We start from the raw sequence: 17,900 nt of genomic DNA on the forward strand, positions 1-17,900 counted from the left end.
CTCGTTACAACGGGAATGCGGCCGGCGGCGCGTGAATGCAAGCGCCGCTGCGCCACTCAGTTCGGTCGCAGCTTGTCCAGGCGGTCGGTCAGCGCCACCCAGAACGCGGCAGGCAGCTCGGCACGCAGCGGAACCGCGTAGTGCCAATCATTGCCAAACGCACGGCATTTCACCGCGTCCTTCTCGGTCATCAGCACCGGCAGCTGGCTGCCGAAGGACAGGTCCTGCGGCTGGTAGGCCTGATGATCGGCGAAGGCATGCGGCACCACGCCGATGCCACGCGCGCGCAGCATGTCGAAGAAGCGCTGCGGATGCGCGATACCGGCCACGGCGTGCACGCGCTGGCCCTTGAAGTACGCCAGTGGGCGCGCACGGCCACCGGCCAGTGGCTGCGCGCTGTCGATGTGCAGCGCCATCGGCCATTGGCCGAAGCCACAGGCCTGCGTCGCGGTCTCTTCGTCGGCCTGGCCCAGATTCACTACACGGAAGTCGCATTCGCTGGCACGGCTGACCGGTTCGCGCAGCGGCCCGGCCGGGATCATCCGGCCATTGCCGTAGCGGCGCTGGGCATCGACTACTTCAATCTCGATGTCGCGCGCCAGCCGATAGTGCTGCAGGCCGTCGTCGCAGACGATCACGTCGCAACCGGCTTCGATCAGGGCCTTGCCTGCAGCCACTCGGTCGCGGTCCACCCGCACCGGCACGCCGGTCTTCCAGGCGATCAGCACCGGCTCATCACCGCCCTTGGCGGTCGGCGTGTCGGCCTGTACCCACAGCGGTTTGTCGGCGTCTTCGCGGCCGTAGCCACGGCTGGCCACGCCCGGCTTCCAGCCAGCGGCTCGCAGGCGCTCCACCAGCGCGATGGTCAGCGGCGTCTTGCCGGTGCCACCGGCGGTGATGTTGCCTACCACGATGACCGGCACCGGCAGCGTGTAGTGCTTGCGCCAGCCGCGCCGGTAGGCACGCCGGCGCAACGCGGTGACACCGGCGTACAGCGGCGCCAGCAGGCGCATCGCCCACGGAACCGGGCTGCCGTCGTACCAGTACGGCGGGGTCTGGGTACCCTTGCCGGCCATCAGTCCTGCCTTTCGCGGAACTGCATGCTGTGCAGATGCTGGTACAGGCCGCCCATGGTCAGAAGCTCCTTGTGGGTGCCACGCTCGACGATGCGGCCGTGGTCCATCACCAGCACCTGGTCGGCATGCTCGATGGTCGACAGGCGGTGCGCGATGACCAGCGTGGTGCGCTCGGGCATCAGGCGCTGCAGCGCGTCCTGCACCAGGCGCTCGGATTCGTTGTCGAGCGCGGCGGTGGCTTCGTCGAGGATCAGGATCGGCGCATCGCGCAGGATCGCGCGGGCGATCGCCAGGCGCTGGCGCTGACCGCCGGACAACAGCGCGCCGTTCTCGCCGACCGGGGTCTGCAGCTGCTGCGGCATGCGCGCGATGAACTCCCACGCATTGGCCGCTTCGGCCGCCGCACGGATCTGTTCGTCGGTCGCGTCCATGCCATAGGCGATGTTGGCGCCAATGGTGTCGTCGAACAGCATGACCTTCTGCCCGACCATTGCCACCTGGCGGCGCAGGTCGGCCAACGGATAGTCGTCCAGCGCCACACCATCCAGCGTGATGCGCCCGCCGCTGGGCTCGTAGAAGCGCGGCACCAGCCGGATCAGGCTGGTCTTGCCACTGCCGGAACGGCCGACGATGGCGGTGACCGTGCCCGGCTTGGCGACGAAGCTGATGTCATCCAGGGCAATGCCACTGTCTTCGCGGTAGCGCAGCATGACGTGCTCGAAGGCCAGTTCGCCGCGTACGCGCTGCGCTGCATTGCGGCCTTCGTCGCGCTCGACCGGCATGTCGAGGATGTCGAACAGGCGCTCGGCAGCGGACACGCCACGGGAAATCGAGGACTGCACGCTGGTCAACCGGCGCAGCGACGGAATGATCGCGGTCATCGAGATCATCAGGCCCATGAACTGGCCGGCGTTCAGGCGCCCCGCCAAGGCTTCACGGGTCGACACCCACACGATCACCGCCAGGGCCAGCGCAGCCAGGAACTGGACCACGCTGGAGGCACCGGCACGGGTGATTTCCACCTTCATGTTCAGTGCCAGCATGCGGTTGGCCAGGCGCGAGTAACGCGACATCTCATGCTGCTGGGTGCCGTGCACCTTCACTTCCTGCTGCGCGGCCAGCGACTGCTCGGCGGTCTGCGCCATCGTACCCATGCCGTCCTGGATGCCGCGGCTGATACGGCGGTAGCGCTTGCCGACGTAGGACACGATCACGCCGATCATCGGCACCACCACCAGCATCGCCACGGTGACCTTGACGCTCATCTGCAGCATCACTGCCAGCATGGCGATGATGGTCAGGGTATCTGCCACCACGGTCTTGAGCGCATCGGCGCTGGCCTGGGTGACCTGCTCGGTGTCGAAATTCAGGCGACTGACCATCACCGGCGTCGATTCCGTATCGAAATGCGAGGACGGCAGGTGCAGGTACTTGGCCAGCACCTGCTCACGCAGGTCGCGCACCACGCTGCGGCCGGTCTTGGCCAGCGCGTAGTCGCTGACCCAGGTGGCGGCACTGCGCATCAGGAACAGGCCGAGGATGGTCAGCGGCAGGATCACCGCCATTCTGGGCTCGGGATTGACGAAGCCGCGATTGACCAGCGGCTCCATCAGCTTGGTGAAGTGGTAGCCGGCCACCGACTCCACCACCATGGCGATGACGGCGGCAACCATCAGGCCCCAGTAGGCGCGGGTATACCCCAACAGACGTTTGTAGATCGGCCACACCGGCGCGTGTTTGGAACTCATGGACGCACCTCGGGTGCTGTTGCAATGGCAATACGGCGGAAACCGAGCTGACCCAGCGCATCCTGCGCGGTCACCACGGCCTGGTAGGGAGTGCGTGCGTCGGCGCGTAACAGCACCGGCTGCGTGCGGTCGCTGCCGGCCACGGCGGCGATGGTCTGCTTGACCGACTCGACGTCGCTGCGCAGCACTTCCTGGTCATTGATGAAATAGCGGCCTTCGGCGTTGATCAACACGCTGAGCGAGCGCGGCGGTTCGTTGCTGGGCTGATCGCTGGCGGTCGGCAGCTGCACCTGCAGCGTCGAGCGCGCATCGAAGGTGGTGGTGACCACGAAGAAGATGATCAGCACCAGGATGACGTCGATCAGCGGCACCAGGTCGATATGCGGCTCATCCTGGGATCGGTCGTTGCCGATACGCATCGATCAGGCCTTTGCCGTGGCAGCATTGGCTGGACGTGCGGCCGGGGCCGGGTTCAACACCCCGGGACGGCCGTCGAGCGTATCCAGCAGCGCGCTGGCTTCCTGCTCCATCTCCACCACATAGCCGTGGATGCGGCCCTTGAAGTAGCGGTGGAACATCAGTGCCGGAATGGCCACGATCATGCCGGTGGCGGTGCACACCAGCGCCTTGCCGATGCCACCGGCCAGCTGGTTCACATCACCCACGCCGTGGTCGAGGATGCCCAGGAACATCTGGATCATGCCGATCACCGTGCCCAGCAGGCCCAGCAACGGGCCGGCCGAAGCAATGGTGCCCAGCGCGTTGAGGAAGCGTTCCATGCGGTGCACCAGGTGGCGGCCGGTGTCTTCGATGCGTTCACGGATCTGGTCACGCGGCCGGTTGCGCGCTTCCAGCGCAGCGGCCAGCAGCGCGCCCAGCGGCGAGTTGCTGCGCAGGGTCTGCAGGTGGGCCGGGTCGAGCTTGCCGCGTGCCGCCCAGTTGCGCACTTCCTGGCCGAGGCCGGGCGGCAGCACTTCAGTACGCCGCAGGGACCAGAAACGCTCCAGGATGATCGCCAAAGCCAGTACGCCCAACAGCAGCAGCGGCACCATCGGCCAGCCACCGGCCTTGACCAGTTCCCACACGTTTCAACCCTCCGGCCCAGCGGCCGCTTGTTCAATCGGCGATAGGATAGCAGCCGACCGCGCCCGCCCAGCGGCATCCCACCACCGGGATGCGTGGATACGCTGTTCACGCAGCTGCAGCCCTTGTGCGCCAAGCCATACGCGGATTGCACCGGAATCGGCCGTGGCCAGCACTTCGGCCCCCTGCGCCTGCCAGCGCCGGACCACGTCCGGGCGGGGATGGCCGAAGCGGTTCTGGTGGCCGGCCGAAACCAGCGCCAGCCGTGGTGCTACCGCGGCCACCCACGGGCCGCTGGAGCTGCCGCCGCTGCCATGGTGCGGCACCAGCACCACGTCCGCCTTCAGTGCCGTTGGGGACGCCTGCAGCAGCGCCTGCTCGGCCGGCTGACCGATATCGCCGGCCAGCAGCACCACGCCATGGCGGCTGGCGATGCGCAGCACGCAGCTGTCCTCGTTCTCGGCGTGGCGGCTGCCGGGCGCCGGGTGCAGCACCTGGAAATCGACCCCGTCCCACTGCCAGCGCAGCCCCTGCTGGCACGGCCGGGTACCGGCGATGGCGCTGCCCGGTGGCGCCAGCAGCTGCAGCCCCGGCAGCTGGCGACGCAGGCTGGGCAGGCTGCCGGTGTGGTCGAGGTGATCGTGGCTGAGCATCACCTGCTGCGGCGGCGCCTGCCCCAGCGCGCGCAGGGCCGGGACCAGGATCCGCTCGTTGCCATCGCCGCCGGTCGGCGGCCCGACGTCGTACCAGAGTGCGTGCCGCGCGGTGCGCAGCAGCACCGCCGTGCCCTGGCCAACATCGTGCACCAGCAGTTCCAGCTCCCCTTCCGCCGGTGTCTCACGTGCCGGCCACAGCAGCGGCAGGCATAACAGCAGGCCGGCCAGGCCGCCGCCGTTCCCGCGAGGCAGCAGCCACCAGAACACCCCCAGCAACGCTGCGGGTACCGCCCAGCGCGGCGCCTCGGCCAGCCACCACATCGCCTGCGGATGCAGGGCCAGCGGCTGCAGGGCCTGCCAGCTGAGCTCGAACAGCCCAGCAGCGGCGCGCCATGCCCAGCGCCCCGCCCCGTCGTGCAGCGCATGCAGCCCGGTCCCCAGCAGCGACAGCGGCACTACCAGCAGCGTCCACCAGGGGATGATCGGCAGGTTGACCAGCGGGCCCAAGCGGGCAGTGCCGCCAAACAGCGCCACGCACAATGGCAGCAGGCCGAGGCTGGCCACCCCCTGGGCGGACAGGAATCCGCGCAGGCCACCACCGACGCCCTCCGGCCCGCTGCGGGGCAGGCACCACAGCAGCCACAGCACGCCACCGAAGCTGAGCCAGAAACCGGCGGCCAGCACCGACAGCGGTGCCGGCAGCAACATCACCACGGCAGCCAGTGCCAACCCCTGCCCCGCGCCGACCGGACGACGCCCGGCGCGGGCCAACGCAACCACGCCGATCATCAGCGCGGCGCGCACCGTGGGCAACGCGCCGCCGGAGACCACCGCGTAGATTACCGCCCCCAATGCGGCGCCCCACGCGGCCGCCTGCGGCCGTGGCCAGCAGCGGGCCAACCATGGGCACAGCCACCACAGCCCCCGGCACAACATCACGCCAAAGCCGGCAACCACACCGACATGGAATCCGGAGATGGCGACCAGATGGGTCAGGCCCAGTGCGCGCAGGTGTTCCCAGTCGGTATCGGACAAGCCGCGGGTATCGCCCAGTGCCAGCGCCTGTACGAAGCGAGCGGCAGGACGGGCCACCTGGGTGGCGATGGCAGCACTGCTGCGCTCGCGCCAGGCCGGCAGGCCGTGCGCGGGTCGCCGCTCACGCGCACTCGCCGGATCGCGCACCGTACCGGTGCCGGATATACCCCGCAGCAATGCATGGCGCTCGCCGTCAAAGCCTCCAGGATTGATCCGCGAACGCGGTGCCCGCACCCGCAGCGACAGCTCCCAGTGCGCGCCAGCTTGAACCGCATGGCGCCCACCATCGGTACCGCTCGCAGGCGGTCCACGCCATGGATCGTTCCAGGTGATCTGCAGGCGCTTGCCACGCAACGAGGGCAGCGCATCGGCCTCGTCGACCTTCAACACGAAACGGGTATAGCCGGGGCCACTGTGTGGAAGATCAACCACTCGGCCAAGGACCTGCACGTCCTGCGCGGGCCCTCCGGGTAGAAGCTGGCCCTGCAGGACCCAGTGTCCGTGCAATGCCGCCCACGACAGGCCGAACAGCGCAGCCGCCCAGGCGCGGCCGCGCCAAGGCACGATCCAGCCTGTGGCGCTGGCAATGGCCAACGGCATGCACAGCCACAGCGGCGGCAGCACCGGCAGCTGCACGCAGGCCAGCGCACCCAGCACCAGACCGGCGGCACAACCACTGCCAAACAGCGGTGGGGCGGATCGTTCGGCGACCATCACCCCAGCCTGGCGCCGGGGCAGCAGCTTGCCTATCGGGTTTTAGCCCGTATTGGCGTCAGCGGCGGACGCTACCGCGATGGAAATTGACACGGAAACTGGCGCCACCACCGGCCGCCTCGCCGACGCTGACCGATCCGCCATGGTGCTGCACGATCTCCTTGACCAGATGCAGGCCCAGGCCACTACCACTGCCGGCCGCACGCAGCCGATGGAACGGCTCGAAGATCGCCTCGCGGTCACCGACCGGAATGCCGGCGCCCTGGTCACTGACTTCCAGCAGGCCGCGCGCGTCCAGCCGTACGCAGATGGTTCCGCGCCCGCCACCATGGACGATGGCGTTGTGGACCAGGTTGGCGATCACCCGCCCCAGCGCCAGGCTGTCGCCGTGGATCCACACCGGCACTTCCGGCGCATCCACTTCAAAGCCATAGCCGGCGCCGACCACCAACGGCGCAAGATCCGCGGCCGCTTCGCGTACCAGCAGCGCCAGGTCCAGCCGCTGCAGTGCGCCGACATTGCGGTCGAGCCGCTGCAGGTCCAGCAGATGCTCGGCGACGTTGCCGAGGCGGGCGACATCGGTCAACAGCTGCGACTTCAACTCGCCCTGCGGCAGCTGCGACAGCCGCGCCTGCACCACTGCGATCGGCACGCGCAGTTCGTGCGCGGCATCGGCGAGGAACTTGTCACGCGCGGCATACCCCTGCTGCACCTTGTCGATTGCGTCGTTGAAGGCTTCCACCAGCGGTGCGACCTCGGTCGACACCAGCTGCGCATCCAGACGCGCACCCGGCTGGCCGATATCCAGCTCCTTGGCCTGCTGCGCGGAGCGGCGCACCCCGCGCATCGCGCGGTGGATCACCGTCGGCATCACCAGCAGCGTGACCACGATCAACGGCAGGAAGAACCACAGGCCGATCAGGCGCAGCACCATCAGCGCGCCATCCAGCAGGCCGCCCTTCGGCGCGCCACCGACCATCACCGTGATGCGGCGACCATCTTCCTTGCGGATCATCACCCGCGCCACGTCCAGGTACGGCGGCACCAGCGAGCCGAGCTCGGTGGCACCCAGCGTCGGCAGACGCGCAAGCAGCGGTGCGTGGATCGCAGGGATCGTGCCGCGCTCCAGCCAAACGCCCTTGTCATCGACGGCCGCGAACCACAGGTTACCGCCTGCCTCCGCGTCCAGCCTGCGCCAGCGCGCTTCGTCCAGGACCAAATGGCCGCCGTCGCTGTGCACCGCCTTGGCGACTGCCTCGGCCATGAACATGTCCATGCCCCAGGTGTCCTTGTCGCCCCAGGTCAGGATCAGCGCGACCACCGCGAACAGCACGGTGAAGGCCTGCGCGAGGAACAGGCGCCAGGCCAGACCCAGCGTGATGGAACGGATCGGACGCGCCATCTCAGCCCTCCGCCAGCAGATAGCCGACACCGCGGATCACATGAATTTCCACGCCCGCCCCGGCCTGCTGCAGCGCCTTGCGCAGCTTGGATATATGCGCGTCGAGCGCATTGGACTGAATCTCATCATCGAACCCGTACACCGCCGCCTCCAGCGCGCTGCGGGTGACGGTCCGCCCCTGCCGCATCGCCAATGCCTGCAGCACCAGCACCTGGCGCCGTGGCAACGCCAGCGGCTGGCCCTCCACCTGCGCCTGCAGCGACTCGAAGTCAAATTCCAGCCGGCCCAGGTGCAGGCTCGGCGTCACCATCGCCGACGGCCGCCGCGACACCGCGCGGATGCGCGCCATCAGCTCCTCGATCGCCACCGGCTTGACCAGGTAGTCATCGGCGCCGACATCCAGTCCTTCAACCTTGTCCGACAACGTGCCCTTGGCGGTCAGCATGATCACCGCCAGGTTCGGCCGCAGCGAACGCGCGGTGGCGACGAAACCTGCGCCATCGCCATCGGGCAGCTGCCGGTCGAGCAGCATCAGCTGGTGCACCGGCTCGCGCAATGCGATCGCCGCCTCGGCCAGGCTGCCGACCACGTCGGCGACCACGCCCTGCCGCTCCAGGCCCGATTGCAGGGCACGGGACAGATCGGGATCGTCTTCGACCAGGAGGATGCGCATCAGCGGCTCGGTTACGGAAACGGTGCCGATCATAGTGCCTGCTGCCAGCTTTTTCCCCCAGGCGTGCCGATTGCACCGGCGCAATGTTCTGACAATGTTGAGCCCTCACCATGCGCAGCCATCCCCCGCAAAGTGGTTGATCGATGCCGTCGCTGCCCCCGAAACTGCTGCGCCCGTTGCTGTTCTCCGCCGCCATTGGCCTGCCACTGGCAGCGTACGCCGGCGAGCAGAACCCGGGCGTGCAGGCCGGTATAAGCGCAGGGGCGACCTCTGGGGCCTACGCCCACTATGACGTCAAGCCGCTGGTCGTACCGTCCATTGCCTGGCAGGGCCAGCGCTTCTTCGCCAGCCCCGGCTCGCTGGGCATGTACCTGTACAAGGGCCAGGGCCTGCGCCTGTCGGCTGCGGTCACCCCGTACACGCTGCGCTTCAAGACCGACGACGTGAACGATCCGCAGCTGCGCCGCCTGCACAGCCGGCAGATGTCGGCCATGGCCGGCCTCAACGGCGAATACAGCGCTGACTGGGGCATCGTCGAAGCCAGCGTGATGCGCGAGGTCACCGGCCATGGCGGCGGCATTGAATCGCGCCTGCATTACAGCTATCCGATCCAGGCCGGACGCTTCACCTGGGTGCCCCGGGTGGGTGTGGTGCATTCCAGTGCACGCCTGCTCGACTACTACTACGGCATCAGCGACGCGGAAGCAGTGCGCTCGGGGCTTGCCGCCTACAACCCGGGCAGCGCGACGTCGCCGAGCCTGCAGATCGCGGTGAGCACGCCCTTGGGCACGAAGTGGCGCGCGACCGGCGTGGTCGCCAACCAATGGTTCGGTGATGCAGTGAAGGACAGCCCGATGGCGCGACGCGGTACACAGACGTCAGCCTTCGTTTCCCTGATGCGCTCGTTCTGATCGAGCGCCCGTTACGGACAAGGACACCCCACATGGCCTCCGTCTCCCCCACCACCGAAGCGCACGCGATCCTGCGTGCGCCCGACCTGGACAGCGCCGAGCGCGCCTACCTCGTCCTCATGCCCGACCTTGAGCACGTGAACGCACTGGCACGACGGGCGCTGGGCCTGTCCCGCGTGGCCGATGCGGCACGCGGCTACGCGCTGTCGATGACCCTGGTCGGGCTGCGCCTGCAGGAACTGGAAATGGGCGAAGCGACGGCCAAGGAACATCGCCAGGCGACGCTGCGCAGCCTGCGGCAGGCCTTCAGCGCCTGATCTCCAGCGTTCAGTGCCGGCGCATGCCCCCGTGCCGCGCCGTGCGGTTTACACTCAGCGGAAGGTGGTCCAGGCCAGTACCGCCGCCAGCAGGGCCACCCAGATCACCGCCTTGAACGTGCCTTCCAGCATGTTGCCGCCGAACAGCAGTTCGAAAAACGGATTGGGCCTGGAAACCGGGACGTGATCGCTCATGCGGCAGCTCCTTGCAGTGACGGCGCGATTGCGCGGTAGACCGGAGTCTACGCCTGCACGGCCCGGATTCATCGCTCCCCGGCCGTCTTTGGCGGTTCAATTCCGGCCTTCGTCGCAGGCCGGCTGCAGCACCCCACATGTCATGCCAGCCTGCGTGCACTTTCCCGCTGGAGCACCGTGCCATGCCGATGCTTGCCTTGATGCTGCTGCTCTCCAGCCTGTTCAGCGCTGGCAACGAGCCCACTGAAGAGGCCCTTCGCAGCCAGATCCTGCTTGCCGAAACCCAGCAGCCGGAAGCCGCACGACAGGATTGCGGCTCGCCCTCCCTGCTGCTGTACCGGCTGCGCCAGGACCGGGTCCTGCGGCTGGCCAACCAGCCCCTGCAACACGCCCCCGCCGATGCCCAGCCCACGCGTGGCGCGACGGTTCGCGTTGCCCAGCTCTGGGAGCGCGTGGACGGCCACTGGAAGCTGCAGCGGATGATCAGCGTCGAAGACCTGGTCGTGCAGCACTGACCATGTGCAACTGTGGCCGATGCCAAAAACGAGAAAAGCCGGCCCAGGGCCGGCTTTCATCGTAATCCACCGCTGCACCGGCAGTGCCGGGAGCCAGGTGGTGGGCGGTACAGGGTTCGAACCTGTGACCCCTACCATGTCAAGGTAGTGCTCTACCGCTGAGCTAACCGCCCATCTTGTTCTTGCCGCCCGAAAGCTGGCCTTGCTACGTAAAAACCCGGCGCCAGGGCCGGGCTTTGCAGTTCACGACAACCCTCCTGCGAGGACTTCGTGGTGGGCGGTACAGGGTTCGAACCTGTGACCCCTACCATGTCAAGGTAGTGCTCTACCGCTGAGCTAACCGCCCGTATTGCTTCTGCATTTCCGCGAATGCGTCGGTGCAGGCCGCGTATATTACGGATGCCGGCGGTTGAGCGCAATACTTTTGTGAAGATGATGCTGCACTGCCGCGTTCAGCCGAGGCTGGCCTCCTTCAGCTGCCGGATCTGGTCGCGCACGCGCGCGGCGTCCTCGAATTCCAGGTCCTTGGCGTGCTGGTACATCTTCTGCTCCAGCGCCTTGAGCCGGGCCGCCAGCTGGGCCGGGCTGAGCGAACGATAATCGGCCGCTTCCTCGGCCACGCCGGCCTTGCCCTTGCCTTTACCCTTCTTCGCCTCTTTCTCGGCTGCATCCGAACGTGCACCTTCCAGCACGTCGACGATCGGGCGCGCCACCGAGCGCGGCACGATGCCGTGCTCCTCGTTGTACTCGACCTGCTTGGCACGACGGCGGTCGGTCTCGTCGATCGCCGCCTGCATCGAGCGGGTGATCTTGTCGGCGTACAGGATCGCCTTGCCGCGAACGTTGCGCGCGGCGCGGCCGATGGTCTGGATCAGCGAGCCGGTGGAGCGCAGGAAGCCCTCCTTGTCCGCGTCCAGGATCGCCACCAGTGACACCTCGGGCATGTCCAGGCCTTCGCGCAGCAGGTTGATGCCCACCAGCACGTCAAACTTGCCCAGGCGCAGATCGCGGATGATTTCCACACGCTCGACGGTATCCACGTCCGAGTGCAGGTAGCGCACGCGGATGCCATGTTCGGTGAGATATTCGGTGAGGTTCTCGGCCATGCGCTTGGTCAAGGTGGTGACCAGCACGCGGTCGCCAGCCTTGATGCGCTCGTTGGCTTCGCTCATCAGATCATCGACCTGGGTGCCGACCGGGCGGATCTCCACCACCGGGTCGATCAGGCCGGTCGGCCGCACCACCAGCTCAGTGATTTCTTCGCCGGCCTCCCGATACTCGTACGGTCCCGGCGTCGCCGACACATAGATGCTACGCGGGCAGCGCTCTTCCCATTCCTCGAAGCGCAGTGGACGGTTGTCCAGCGCCGACGGCAGGCGGAAACCGAACTCCACCAACGTCTCCTTGCGCGAACGATCGCCCTTGAACATGGCGCCGATCTGCGGGATGGTCACGTGCGATTCGTCGATCACCAGCAGCGCATCGGGCGGCAGGTAATCGAACAGGGTCGGTGGCGGTTCGCCGGCATTCTTGCCGGTGAGGTGCCGGGAGTAGTTCTCGATGCCGTTGCAGAAGCCGACCTCGGCCATCATCTCGATGTCGAACTGGGTGCGCTGGGCCAGGCGTTGCGCTTCGACCAGCTTGTTCTGCGCATACAGCTGCTCAAGCCGCTCCTTCAGCTCGACCTTGATGGTTTCCACTGCTGCCAGCACGCGTTCGCGCGTGGTTGCATAGTGGGTCTTCGGGTAGACCGTGAAGCGCATCAGGTTGCGCATCGTCTCACCGGTCAGCGGATCGAACAGGGTGATCTTCTCGACCTCGCCATCGAACAGTTCGATGCGCAGCGCCTCGCTGTCCGACTCGGCCGGGAACACGTCGATCACCTCGCCGCGTACGCGGAACGTACCGCGCTGCAGCTCGTACTCGTTGCGCGTGTACTGCAGCTGGGTCAGGTGATTGATCAGGTCGCGCTGGTCGATGCGCTCGCCCTTGGACAGGATCAGGCGCAGCGACAGGTAGTCTTCCGGCGCGCCCAGGCCATAGATGGCCGACACCGTCGCCACCACGATCGCATCCGGGCGCGACAGCAGGGTCTTGGTCGCGGCCAGCCGCATCTGCTCGATGTGCTCGTTGATCGAACTGTCCTTCTCGATGAAGGTATCCGACGACGGCACGTAGGCTTCGGGCTGGTAGTAATCGTAATAGCTGACGAAATACTCCACCGCGTTGTGCGGGAAGAACGCCTTGAACTCGCCATACAGCTGCGCCGCCAGCGTCTTGTTCGGCGCCATGATCAGCGTCGGCTTCTGCACGTTCTGGATGACATTGGCGATGGTGTAGGTCTTGCCCGAGCCGGTGACGCCCAGCAGGGTCTGCTTGGCGATGCCTGCCTCGAAATTGCTGGTCAGCTTGGCGATGGCATCGGGCTGGTCGCCTGCCGGCGAATACGGCGAGACGAGTTCAAAACGGTCGCTCATGGTGTTGCCAGTTCCCGGGAAAGGTAAGTATACGAGGCAAGCAGTGACGGCCGGCTGAGGGGTTTCCGGGCAGGCGGGCGCGGCGGTGCCTGATGGCGGCGCCGGCGCCGGCCGGGGAGTCTGGACACATGCGCCGCCCCCTCTTCCCCCGCCCTCCCCTGCCGCGAGGCATGCATCTGGTCGAACTGCTGGTGGTCGTGGCCGTACTTGCCGTGCTGCTGGCAGCAGGCTGGCCCGCCCTGCATCCGATGTTGTTGCGCCATCGCGCGGATGCCCTGCAACTGACCCTGCACGCCAGCCTTTCCAGTGCCCGCAGCGAAGCCCTGATGCGGCGGGAACTGATCGGGCTGTGCGCCAGCGATGACGGTGAGCACTGCACCCGCGACTGGAGCGCCGGATGGATCATCTATCGCAGCGGCGGAAAGCGGGGCACACCGGAATCCAGGGAGGACATCCTGGCCCATCATCAAGGCCGCTCAGATGTCTCGATCGTTGCACAGACCAGCAGTGGACGGCCGTTGCTCTTCTTCCAGCCTGACGGACGCAGCCCCGGCGCCAATCTGACCCTGCGCATCTGCGCGGGAAGTCGACTGCATGGCAGGCTGGTGGTCAACAACGGCGGCCGCACCCGCAGCGAACGCGTCGACCGCGCGCTGCCCTGCTGACAGGCCTGAAAAAGCAAAAGCCGCGATTTCTCGCGGCTTCTGCAGTATCTGGCGCCCGAAGTTGGACTCGAACCAACGACCCCCTGATTAACAGTCAAGTGCTCTAACCGGCTGAGCTATTCGGGCGGGGAGGCGCATTGTACTGACCGTTTACGGGAAGATCAACACCTGATTTACCAGCAGTCGGAAACGGTACCGCTGGCGGTTTTGCGGTTGGCCTGGTCCACGCCCAGCGTCCCGCAGCTGTCCTTGGTCTGGTTGCCCTGGGGCGTCGCAGTCAGCGTGAACGAGGACGCCTTGCCATCAAACGTGATCGCGTAGCGCGTGGTCCCACCCTCCCGCGGCGACACTTTGCTGGGCAGAGCAAAGCCGGAATACGTGTTGTTCACCGAGTAGTAGCGCTCGGCGCGCTGTGCGTACTCCACCAGATCCGCTTTGGCCACGCCACGGTGGGACTGTCGGATGTACTGCTGGTACGAGGGAACGACGATGGCCGCCAGGATGCCGAGCACGATCACCACGATCATCAACTCGATGAGGGAGAAACCGTGCTGCCTGCCGGGACGACGCAGAGTGCGGGAAAGAGTGTTCAGGCTCATGGGATTGTCTTGGTTACTGGATCTGACGCCAGGACTGGCGGCCACAGGGATAAGGCACGTACATCGTCGGAGCACCTGCCACGTTGATCGCCATCCAGCAGGCGCGGCCGCCTCCCTTGTCCAGGCGCGGCATCACTGAAGTGTTGACGTCCCTCACCGGGGCGGTGCCGCCGGTATCCAGGCTGACCGCTGCCGTGCCCGATCCATACGCCGCCCCGTCAATGGATCCGACGCGCGCGAGCTCCAGCGACGCACCGCCCGAGATCGGATCTAGGCCGAACAACCAGTTGCTGCCCTCCGTCGAACAACCACGACCGCCGGACGTTGGCATGTAAGTGGGCATGAACACCGTGCCCGACGCAACCGCGGGATTGCCGACGAAGCGTTCGCCCGAACCCGGTAGCGCAATGCTCCACCCGCGCGCGGCCCCGCTGAACGGCTTGGCGGCGATCGAGCGCTGCTTTCCATTGGTGGCCACCGAATAGGCCACCAGATCGGACGGTACGATCGTCGTCTCGGGCTGCCCCTTGCTGGTGTCGTTGACACCGTACAGGGACTGCGCGGTGACGTCCTGCGGATCATTGTCGAACGAGAAACTGCCGGTCCCCAGAACCAGCATCACACCGCCGCCGGATCCGGTCACTGCGGTCATCCCGCCGGTGATCGGCTGGCGGTATACCTGGTTGTTGTTGTTGGTCTGGCGCGCGGTGGTGAATACCGGCGCGGTGACGGACGTCGCCGCATCTTCCAGGTCGAATTTCCAGAGCGCACCACGTTGGTCGGCCGCGTAGACCGTATCGGCCAGGCCATCGCGGCCGCGCACACGTCCCGTTCCACCACTGCTGTCGGCACGCCAACGGTCAACCGCCACGATGTTGCCCAGGCCATTGTCACCGGCCGGCGCGGTTGCCGCGGCCTCATTGGCGCTGATCATCCGTACCGCACCAGAGCCGAGGTCAACCACGAACAGCACCGCCTTGCGGTTGAGGCTGTTGTAGCCGTTGCCGAAGATCGCCTTCCACGCCACACCGTTCCCGTCCTTCACCGGCACGATCACCGGCTTGCCGAGAACATGGCCGATGTTGGCCTTCACGGTGGCATCCAGACCCGGAGCCACGTCACTGATTTCCCACAGGCGGTTGCCGGTGCCGAAACTGGACGGGGTGGTCACATCCAGCGCGAACACCGAGCGCCCACCGGCGCCCGCCGTACCCACCAGCGCCGTGGCCCATTTGCCATCGATCTGCGCGTCTGCCACTGCAATCGGTCCATCCACGTAATAGCGATGGCGGAAGCGCTGGTCGGACTTGTTGGCCGCCACGTAGGGATACAGCAGGTTGGCCATGTGCCCCAGCGCCGTGCCGGGGATGTAGGCGAAGGTCTCGCTGCCACCGGCACTGTCACTCACGCCGCTGCCGTTCATGCCACCATCGAAGGCATGCAGCATGCCGTCGTTGGCGCCGACGTAGACCATGTATCGGCCGTTGTTGCGCTTGCGGGTCAGATACGTGGCATACGAAGTGGCCATGTCAGTGCTGATGCGCTGATAGCCATAGTCATCGCGCGGCGAGCTGATCACCGGACTGGAGTTCACGATGTCACCCAGCACGGTGGTACGGGTCCGGTAGATACCGCCCGAGTTGCGTACTTCACGTGATGCATCGCCGCCCAGGTAGGCAATCGCCGTGCTGATATCCCCGCCCAGCTTTTCGGCCTCAGTGGGGGCACAGCGTGCGATGCCTGGATACTGCTTCTCGTCCTTGCTGCAGAGGTCGGTGAAGGAGATGTTGGTGCTGTTGAATACGACAGCCGCATTGCCCTTGGCCGCGACGATGTTGCGCGAACGCTGCGCGCCCAGCTTCTCGGCCGCATCCCACACCTGCGTGTACTCGGTCTGGCGGGTCGTGTTGTTCACCGTGAGCTTGGAGGCCTTCAGGCGGCTGAACCAATCGGTTTCCTCGTTGGCCACTTCGAACTGGGGCGTGACTGCCAGCGAGCCGGTGCCGATGCGCGCGCCGGTCAGCCCCTGGCTGCCCGAAGGCGCCGGCCCTGACGTAACCGACGACAGCACCCGGCGCATGGCGGTGGTGATGTCTGCCGGCGTGCGCGCGTTGATGTACTCGCCGCGGGTATTGGTTGCAGCGTGCCAGATGTCATCCACGGTGCTGGGGTTGTTGTCCTGGCGTGGCGGCCAGTTGTTGTAGATGGCCGAACTGGTATACGGATTCTGCTGCTTGTCCGGATCGAACAGGTTGCCACGTGCACCGAGGGTGATGCCGTAGAAATTGATATGCAGATTCTTGTTGCAGTCCAGCGACTTGTCGGTACTGGTCGCGCACTGCTCCGGCACCGGCACCTGCCCCTTCGGCATCCTGTCGTCGGTGCGTAATGGGTTGACGTAGTAGTACGCGGCGATGTCGGCCATCGTATCGGCGTTGCTGTCCGAGAACGGGGTCCCCATAGCACCGTCAATGTTCCCAGGGGTGGGGATTGAACTTGTCGGGAATCCATTGCCATTGTTGCTGTAACCATCGGTAAACAGCATCACGGCGTTCTTCTGGCAGGAAAGCTTGATGGGGGCCGAATCGTCGGTCCGCATGAACTGCAGGCCGGCCGCATTGACCGCATGTCGATTAGGCGTACCACCATTGGCGGTCAGCGCGATCATGTCGCTGTACAGTTGCGCTTTCTGTGAGATCAGGCTCATGTCCTGGATCGCGAGACGCTTCGCAGAATCTGACGAGCTGTTGTATTTCTGGAAATCGTTGATCTTGAAGTAGCCGACATACATGTCGTTGACGTTCAACGCATGTGTCATGCCCGCGATCATCGCGCGGTTCCGGTTGCCGTAGTAGGAGTACCAGTTGGCGAAATTCTGAAGTGCGGCAACATCATTGGAAGTGATGACATATTTCCACATGTCACATCCTGTGCCACAGGCCCCCGCAATCTGGGTACGCGCGACGCCCGCATATGCATTTGCCGTACCCGGCAACTGCGGCCAAGGGTCAGCTTTACTGATGAAGGGAGTGTAGAACGTCGCCGGTACGTACCTGAGGGACGCGTAATCCGCGGAAGTCCAGCTTCGGCCACTGCCAGAGTTATTGCTGTTTTCGGTGCCGAATGTGTAGGTTACGTTCCCTCGGCTATCCACACGCCGGGTCGCATTCGCGTAGGCCTGCCCCTTGGGTGCAATCATGCCCTTTTGCATCCGCTGGACATCCCAGCTGGATCTCCCCAGGTAGCTCGCAGCAAGCGACAGCGAATTGCCCGTGTCACGCGGATCAATGAGCGTCGCTGTCAGATCAGCCTGCGGATAGGACACGACCTCTTCCTTGACGATGTTCAGCCAAGGCTCGTACTTGATGGTCGGATCGTAGTACGCCGGGTTGTAGGCCGCCGACCGTGCGAACCCGAATACATCCAGCGCAGGAATACCGCTGTTGTCGTTGATCCGGGAGCCGGGCAGGACATAGAAGTAATCGCACTCACCCGCGTCATAGATGGGATTACCCCGCCGATCGTAGCCACTGATGATGTCGTCAACGGTGTTGAGTACACCTTTGGACCTGAAAAAGCTCTGCCGGTCATAGTTCCAGCACGCCGTACCATCCTGCCCTGGGAACTGGGTCTGGAAGGTCATCGAGCCCGAGTCGTCCACCGCCATGATGAACGACGGCGGCGCGGACACCTTCAGGTTCATCGGACGCTGCGACAGCGTGCCCTGCGCCTGCGCGGCGAACAGGCTCATCGCAAGCCAGGTACCGCCGGCCACCGCCAGCAACAGCCCGGAGCCGGCCAGGATCTTGATCTTTCGGGTCGCCATGACCGGGT

The 17,900-nt window shown here is 66.0% G+C and carries 15 protein-coding genes and 3 tRNA genes; 4 read left to right on the forward strand and 14 right to left on the reverse strand.

Going from position 1 to position 17,900, the window contains the following annotated elements; genetic code table 11:
- Positions 1 to 56: 56 nt before the first annotated feature.
- The 7 genes from lpxK to V9K93_RS01275 are packed head-to-tail and all read right to left on the reverse strand — an operon-like array spanning position 57 to position 8,387.
- Positions 57 to 1,076, reverse strand: coding sequence for a tetraacyldisaccharide 4'-kinase (lpxK, locus tag V9K93_RS01245; RefSeq protein WP_046984505.1), 1,020 nt, complete (start codon positions 1,074 to 1,076; stop codon positions 57 to 59).
- Positions 1,076 to 2,824, reverse strand: coding sequence for a lipid A export permease/ATP-binding protein MsbA (gene msbA / locus V9K93_RS01250; RefSeq protein WP_136638765.1), 1,749 nt, complete (start codon positions 2,822 to 2,824; stop codon positions 1,076 to 1,078). The genes lpxK and msbA overlap by 1 nt, the downstream gene beginning before the upstream one ends.
- Complete coding sequence (locus V9K93_RS01255) at positions 2,821 to 3,243, reverse strand: ExbD/TolR family protein (protein WP_046984507.1); 423 nt, start codon at positions 3,241 to 3,243, stop codon at positions 2,821 to 2,823. Before V9K93_RS01255 ends, msbA begins: the two co-directional genes overlap by 4 nt.
- 3 nt (positions 3,244 to 3,246) lie before the next feature.
- Positions 3,247 to 3,909 (reverse strand): MotA/TolQ/ExbB proton channel family protein, encoded by a 663-nt coding sequence (locus V9K93_RS01260; RefSeq protein ID WP_046984508.1) that lies wholly within the window; start codon positions 3,907 to 3,909, stop codon positions 3,247 to 3,249.
- 3 nt (positions 3,910 to 3,912) lie between these two features.
- Positions 3,913 to 6,312: a DNA internalization-related competence protein ComEC/Rec2 gene (locus tag V9K93_RS01265; RefSeq protein WP_337301968.1), complete on the reverse strand. Its 2,400-nt coding sequence runs from the start codon at positions 6,310 to 6,312 to the stop codon at positions 3,913 to 3,915.
- A gap of 58 nt (positions 6,313 to 6,370) precedes the next feature.
- Positions 6,371 to 7,714, reverse strand: a complete 1,344-nt coding sequence (locus tag V9K93_RS01270; protein ID WP_253078659.1) for a sensor histidine kinase — start codon at positions 7,712 to 7,714, stop codon at positions 6,371 to 6,373.
- A gap of 1 nt (position 7,715) precedes the next feature.
- Complete coding sequence (locus tag V9K93_RS01275) at positions 7,716 to 8,387, reverse strand: response regulator transcription factor (RefSeq protein WP_046984515.1); 672 nt, start codon at positions 8,385 to 8,387, stop codon at positions 7,716 to 7,718.
- A gap of 143 nt (positions 8,388 to 8,530) precedes the next feature.
- On the opposite strand from V9K93_RS01275, the gene V9K93_RS01280 reads away from it, so the two are divergent.
- Positions 8,531 to 9,298, forward strand: coding sequence for a MipA/OmpV family protein (locus tag V9K93_RS01280; protein ID WP_046984511.1), 768 nt, complete (start codon positions 8,531 to 8,533; stop codon positions 9,296 to 9,298).
- 32 nt (positions 9,299 to 9,330) lie between these two features.
- Positions 9,331 to 9,615: a hypothetical protein gene (locus V9K93_RS01285; RefSeq protein ID WP_004152241.1), complete on the forward strand. Its 285-nt coding sequence runs from the start codon at positions 9,331 to 9,333 to the stop codon at positions 9,613 to 9,615.
- A 54-nt stretch (positions 9,616 to 9,669) separates the two neighbouring features.
- Here the strand turns inward: V9K93_RS01285 and V9K93_RS01290 are convergent, their stop codons facing one another.
- Complete coding sequence (locus tag V9K93_RS01290; protein ID WP_162838403.1) at positions 9,670 to 9,810, reverse strand: hypothetical protein; 141 nt, start codon at positions 9,808 to 9,810, stop codon at positions 9,670 to 9,672.
- Between the two features lie 182 nt (positions 9,811 to 9,992).
- Here V9K93_RS01290 and V9K93_RS01295 point away from each other — a divergent pair, with 182 nt between their 5' ends.
- A complete protein-coding gene (locus V9K93_RS01295; RefSeq protein WP_046984512.1) occupies positions 9,993 to 10,325 on the forward strand; it encodes a hypothetical protein in 333 nt (110 codons plus the stop codon).
- Positions 10,326 to 10,423: 98 nt separating this feature from the next.
- Here V9K93_RS01295 and V9K93_RS01300 read toward each other — a convergent pair.
- From V9K93_RS01300 to uvrB, 3 genes are all read right to left on the reverse strand, one after another.
- Positions 10,424 to 10,498: transfer RNA gene (locus tag V9K93_RS01300), tRNA-Val, on the reverse strand.
- A gap of 98 nt (positions 10,499 to 10,596) precedes the next feature.
- Positions 10,597 to 10,671: transfer RNA gene (locus V9K93_RS01305), tRNA-Val, on the reverse strand.
- A 106-nt stretch (positions 10,672 to 10,777) separates the two neighbouring features.
- Complete coding sequence (gene uvrB / locus V9K93_RS01310) at positions 10,778 to 12,802, reverse strand: excinuclease ABC subunit UvrB (RefSeq protein ID WP_046984513.1); 2,025 nt, start codon at positions 12,800 to 12,802, stop codon at positions 10,778 to 10,780.
- A gap of 128 nt (positions 12,803 to 12,930) precedes the next feature.
- On the opposite strand from uvrB, the gene V9K93_RS01315 reads away from it, so the two are divergent.
- Positions 12,931 to 13,467: a GspH/FimT family protein gene (locus V9K93_RS01315; RefSeq protein WP_337301969.1), complete on the forward strand. Its 537-nt coding sequence runs from the start codon at positions 12,931 to 12,933 to the stop codon at positions 13,465 to 13,467.
- A gap of 49 nt (positions 13,468 to 13,516) precedes the next feature.
- On the opposite strand, the gene V9K93_RS01320 is transcribed toward V9K93_RS01315, so the two are convergent.
- The 3 genes from V9K93_RS01320 to V9K93_RS01330 all read right to left on the reverse strand — a co-directional run bounded on the left by V9K93_RS01320 (position 13,517) and on the right by V9K93_RS01330 (position 17,892).
- Positions 13,517 to 13,593: transfer RNA gene (locus tag V9K93_RS01320), tRNA-Asn, on the reverse strand.
- Between the two features lie 47 nt (positions 13,594 to 13,640).
- Complete coding sequence (locus tag V9K93_RS01325) at positions 13,641 to 14,066, reverse strand: type IV pilin protein (protein WP_046983310.1); 426 nt, start codon at positions 14,064 to 14,066, stop codon at positions 13,641 to 13,643.
- Between the two features lie 13 nt (positions 14,067 to 14,079).
- Positions 14,080 to 17,892: a pilus assembly protein gene (locus tag V9K93_RS01330; RefSeq protein ID WP_337302153.1), complete on the reverse strand. Its 3,813-nt coding sequence runs from the start codon at positions 17,890 to 17,892 to the stop codon at positions 14,080 to 14,082.
- Between the last annotated feature and the right edge of the window lie 8 nt (positions 17,893 to 17,900).

Source organism: Stenotrophomonas sp. CCNWLW162 (assembly GCF_037203745.1).
Classification (GTDB): Bacteria; Pseudomonadota; Gammaproteobacteria; order Xanthomonadales; family Xanthomonadaceae; genus Stenotrophomonas; species Stenotrophomonas maltophilia_AQ.

What these genes read in the sequence shown, in the direction of transcription:
- V9K93_RS01325 (WP_046983310.1), bottom strand. Translation starts at nt 14,066, where the DNA reads ATGAGCCTGAACACTCTTTCCCGCACTCTGCGTCGTCCCGGCAGGCAG.
- V9K93_RS01255 (WP_046984507.1), bottom strand. Translation starts at nt 3,243, where the DNA reads ATGCGTATCGGCAACGACCGATCCCAGGATGAGCCGCATATCGACCTG.
- msbA (WP_136638765.1), bottom strand. Translation starts at nt 2,824, where the DNA reads ATGAGTTCCAAACACGCGCCGGTGTGGCCGATCTACAAACGTCTGTTG.
- V9K93_RS01270 (WP_253078659.1), bottom strand. Translation starts at nt 7,714, where the DNA reads ATGGCGCGTCCGATCCGTTCCATCACGCTGGGTCTGGCCTGGCGCCTG.
- lpxK (WP_046984505.1), bottom strand. Translation starts at nt 1,076, where the DNA reads ATGGCCGGCAAGGGTACCCAGACCCCGCCGTACTGGTACGACGGCAGC.
- V9K93_RS01285 (WP_004152241.1), top strand. Translation starts at nt 9,331, where the DNA reads ATGGCCTCCGTCTCCCCCACCACCGAAGCGCACGCGATCCTGCGTGCG.
- V9K93_RS01290 (WP_162838403.1), bottom strand. Translation starts at nt 9,810, where the DNA reads ATGAGCGATCACGTCCCGGTTTCCAGGCCCAATCCGTTTTTCGAACTG.
- V9K93_RS01295 (WP_046984512.1), top strand. Translation starts at nt 9,993, where the DNA reads ATGCCGATGCTTGCCTTGATGCTGCTGCTCTCCAGCCTGTTCAGCGCT.
- V9K93_RS01265 (WP_337301968.1), bottom strand. Translation starts at nt 6,312, where the DNA reads ATGGTCGCCGAACGATCCGCCCCACCGCTGTTTGGCAGTGGTTGTGCC.
- uvrB (WP_046984513.1), bottom strand. Translation starts at nt 12,802, where the DNA reads ATGAGCGACCGTTTTGAACTCGTCTCGCCGTATTCGCCGGCAGGCGAC.
- V9K93_RS01315 (WP_337301969.1), top strand. Translation starts at nt 12,931, where the DNA reads ATGCGCCGCCCCCTCTTCCCCCGCCCTCCCCTGCCGCGAGGCATGCAT.
- V9K93_RS01275 (WP_046984515.1), bottom strand. Translation starts at nt 8,387, where the DNA reads ATGCGCATCCTCCTGGTCGAAGACGATCCCGATCTGTCCCGTGCCCTG.
- V9K93_RS01330 (WP_337302153.1), bottom strand. Translation starts at nt 17,892, where the DNA reads ATGGCGACCCGAAAGATCAAGATCCTGGCCGGCTCCGGGCTGTTGCTG.
- V9K93_RS01280 (WP_046984511.1), top strand. Translation starts at nt 8,531, where the DNA reads ATGCCGTCGCTGCCCCCGAAACTGCTGCGCCCGTTGCTGTTCTCCGCC.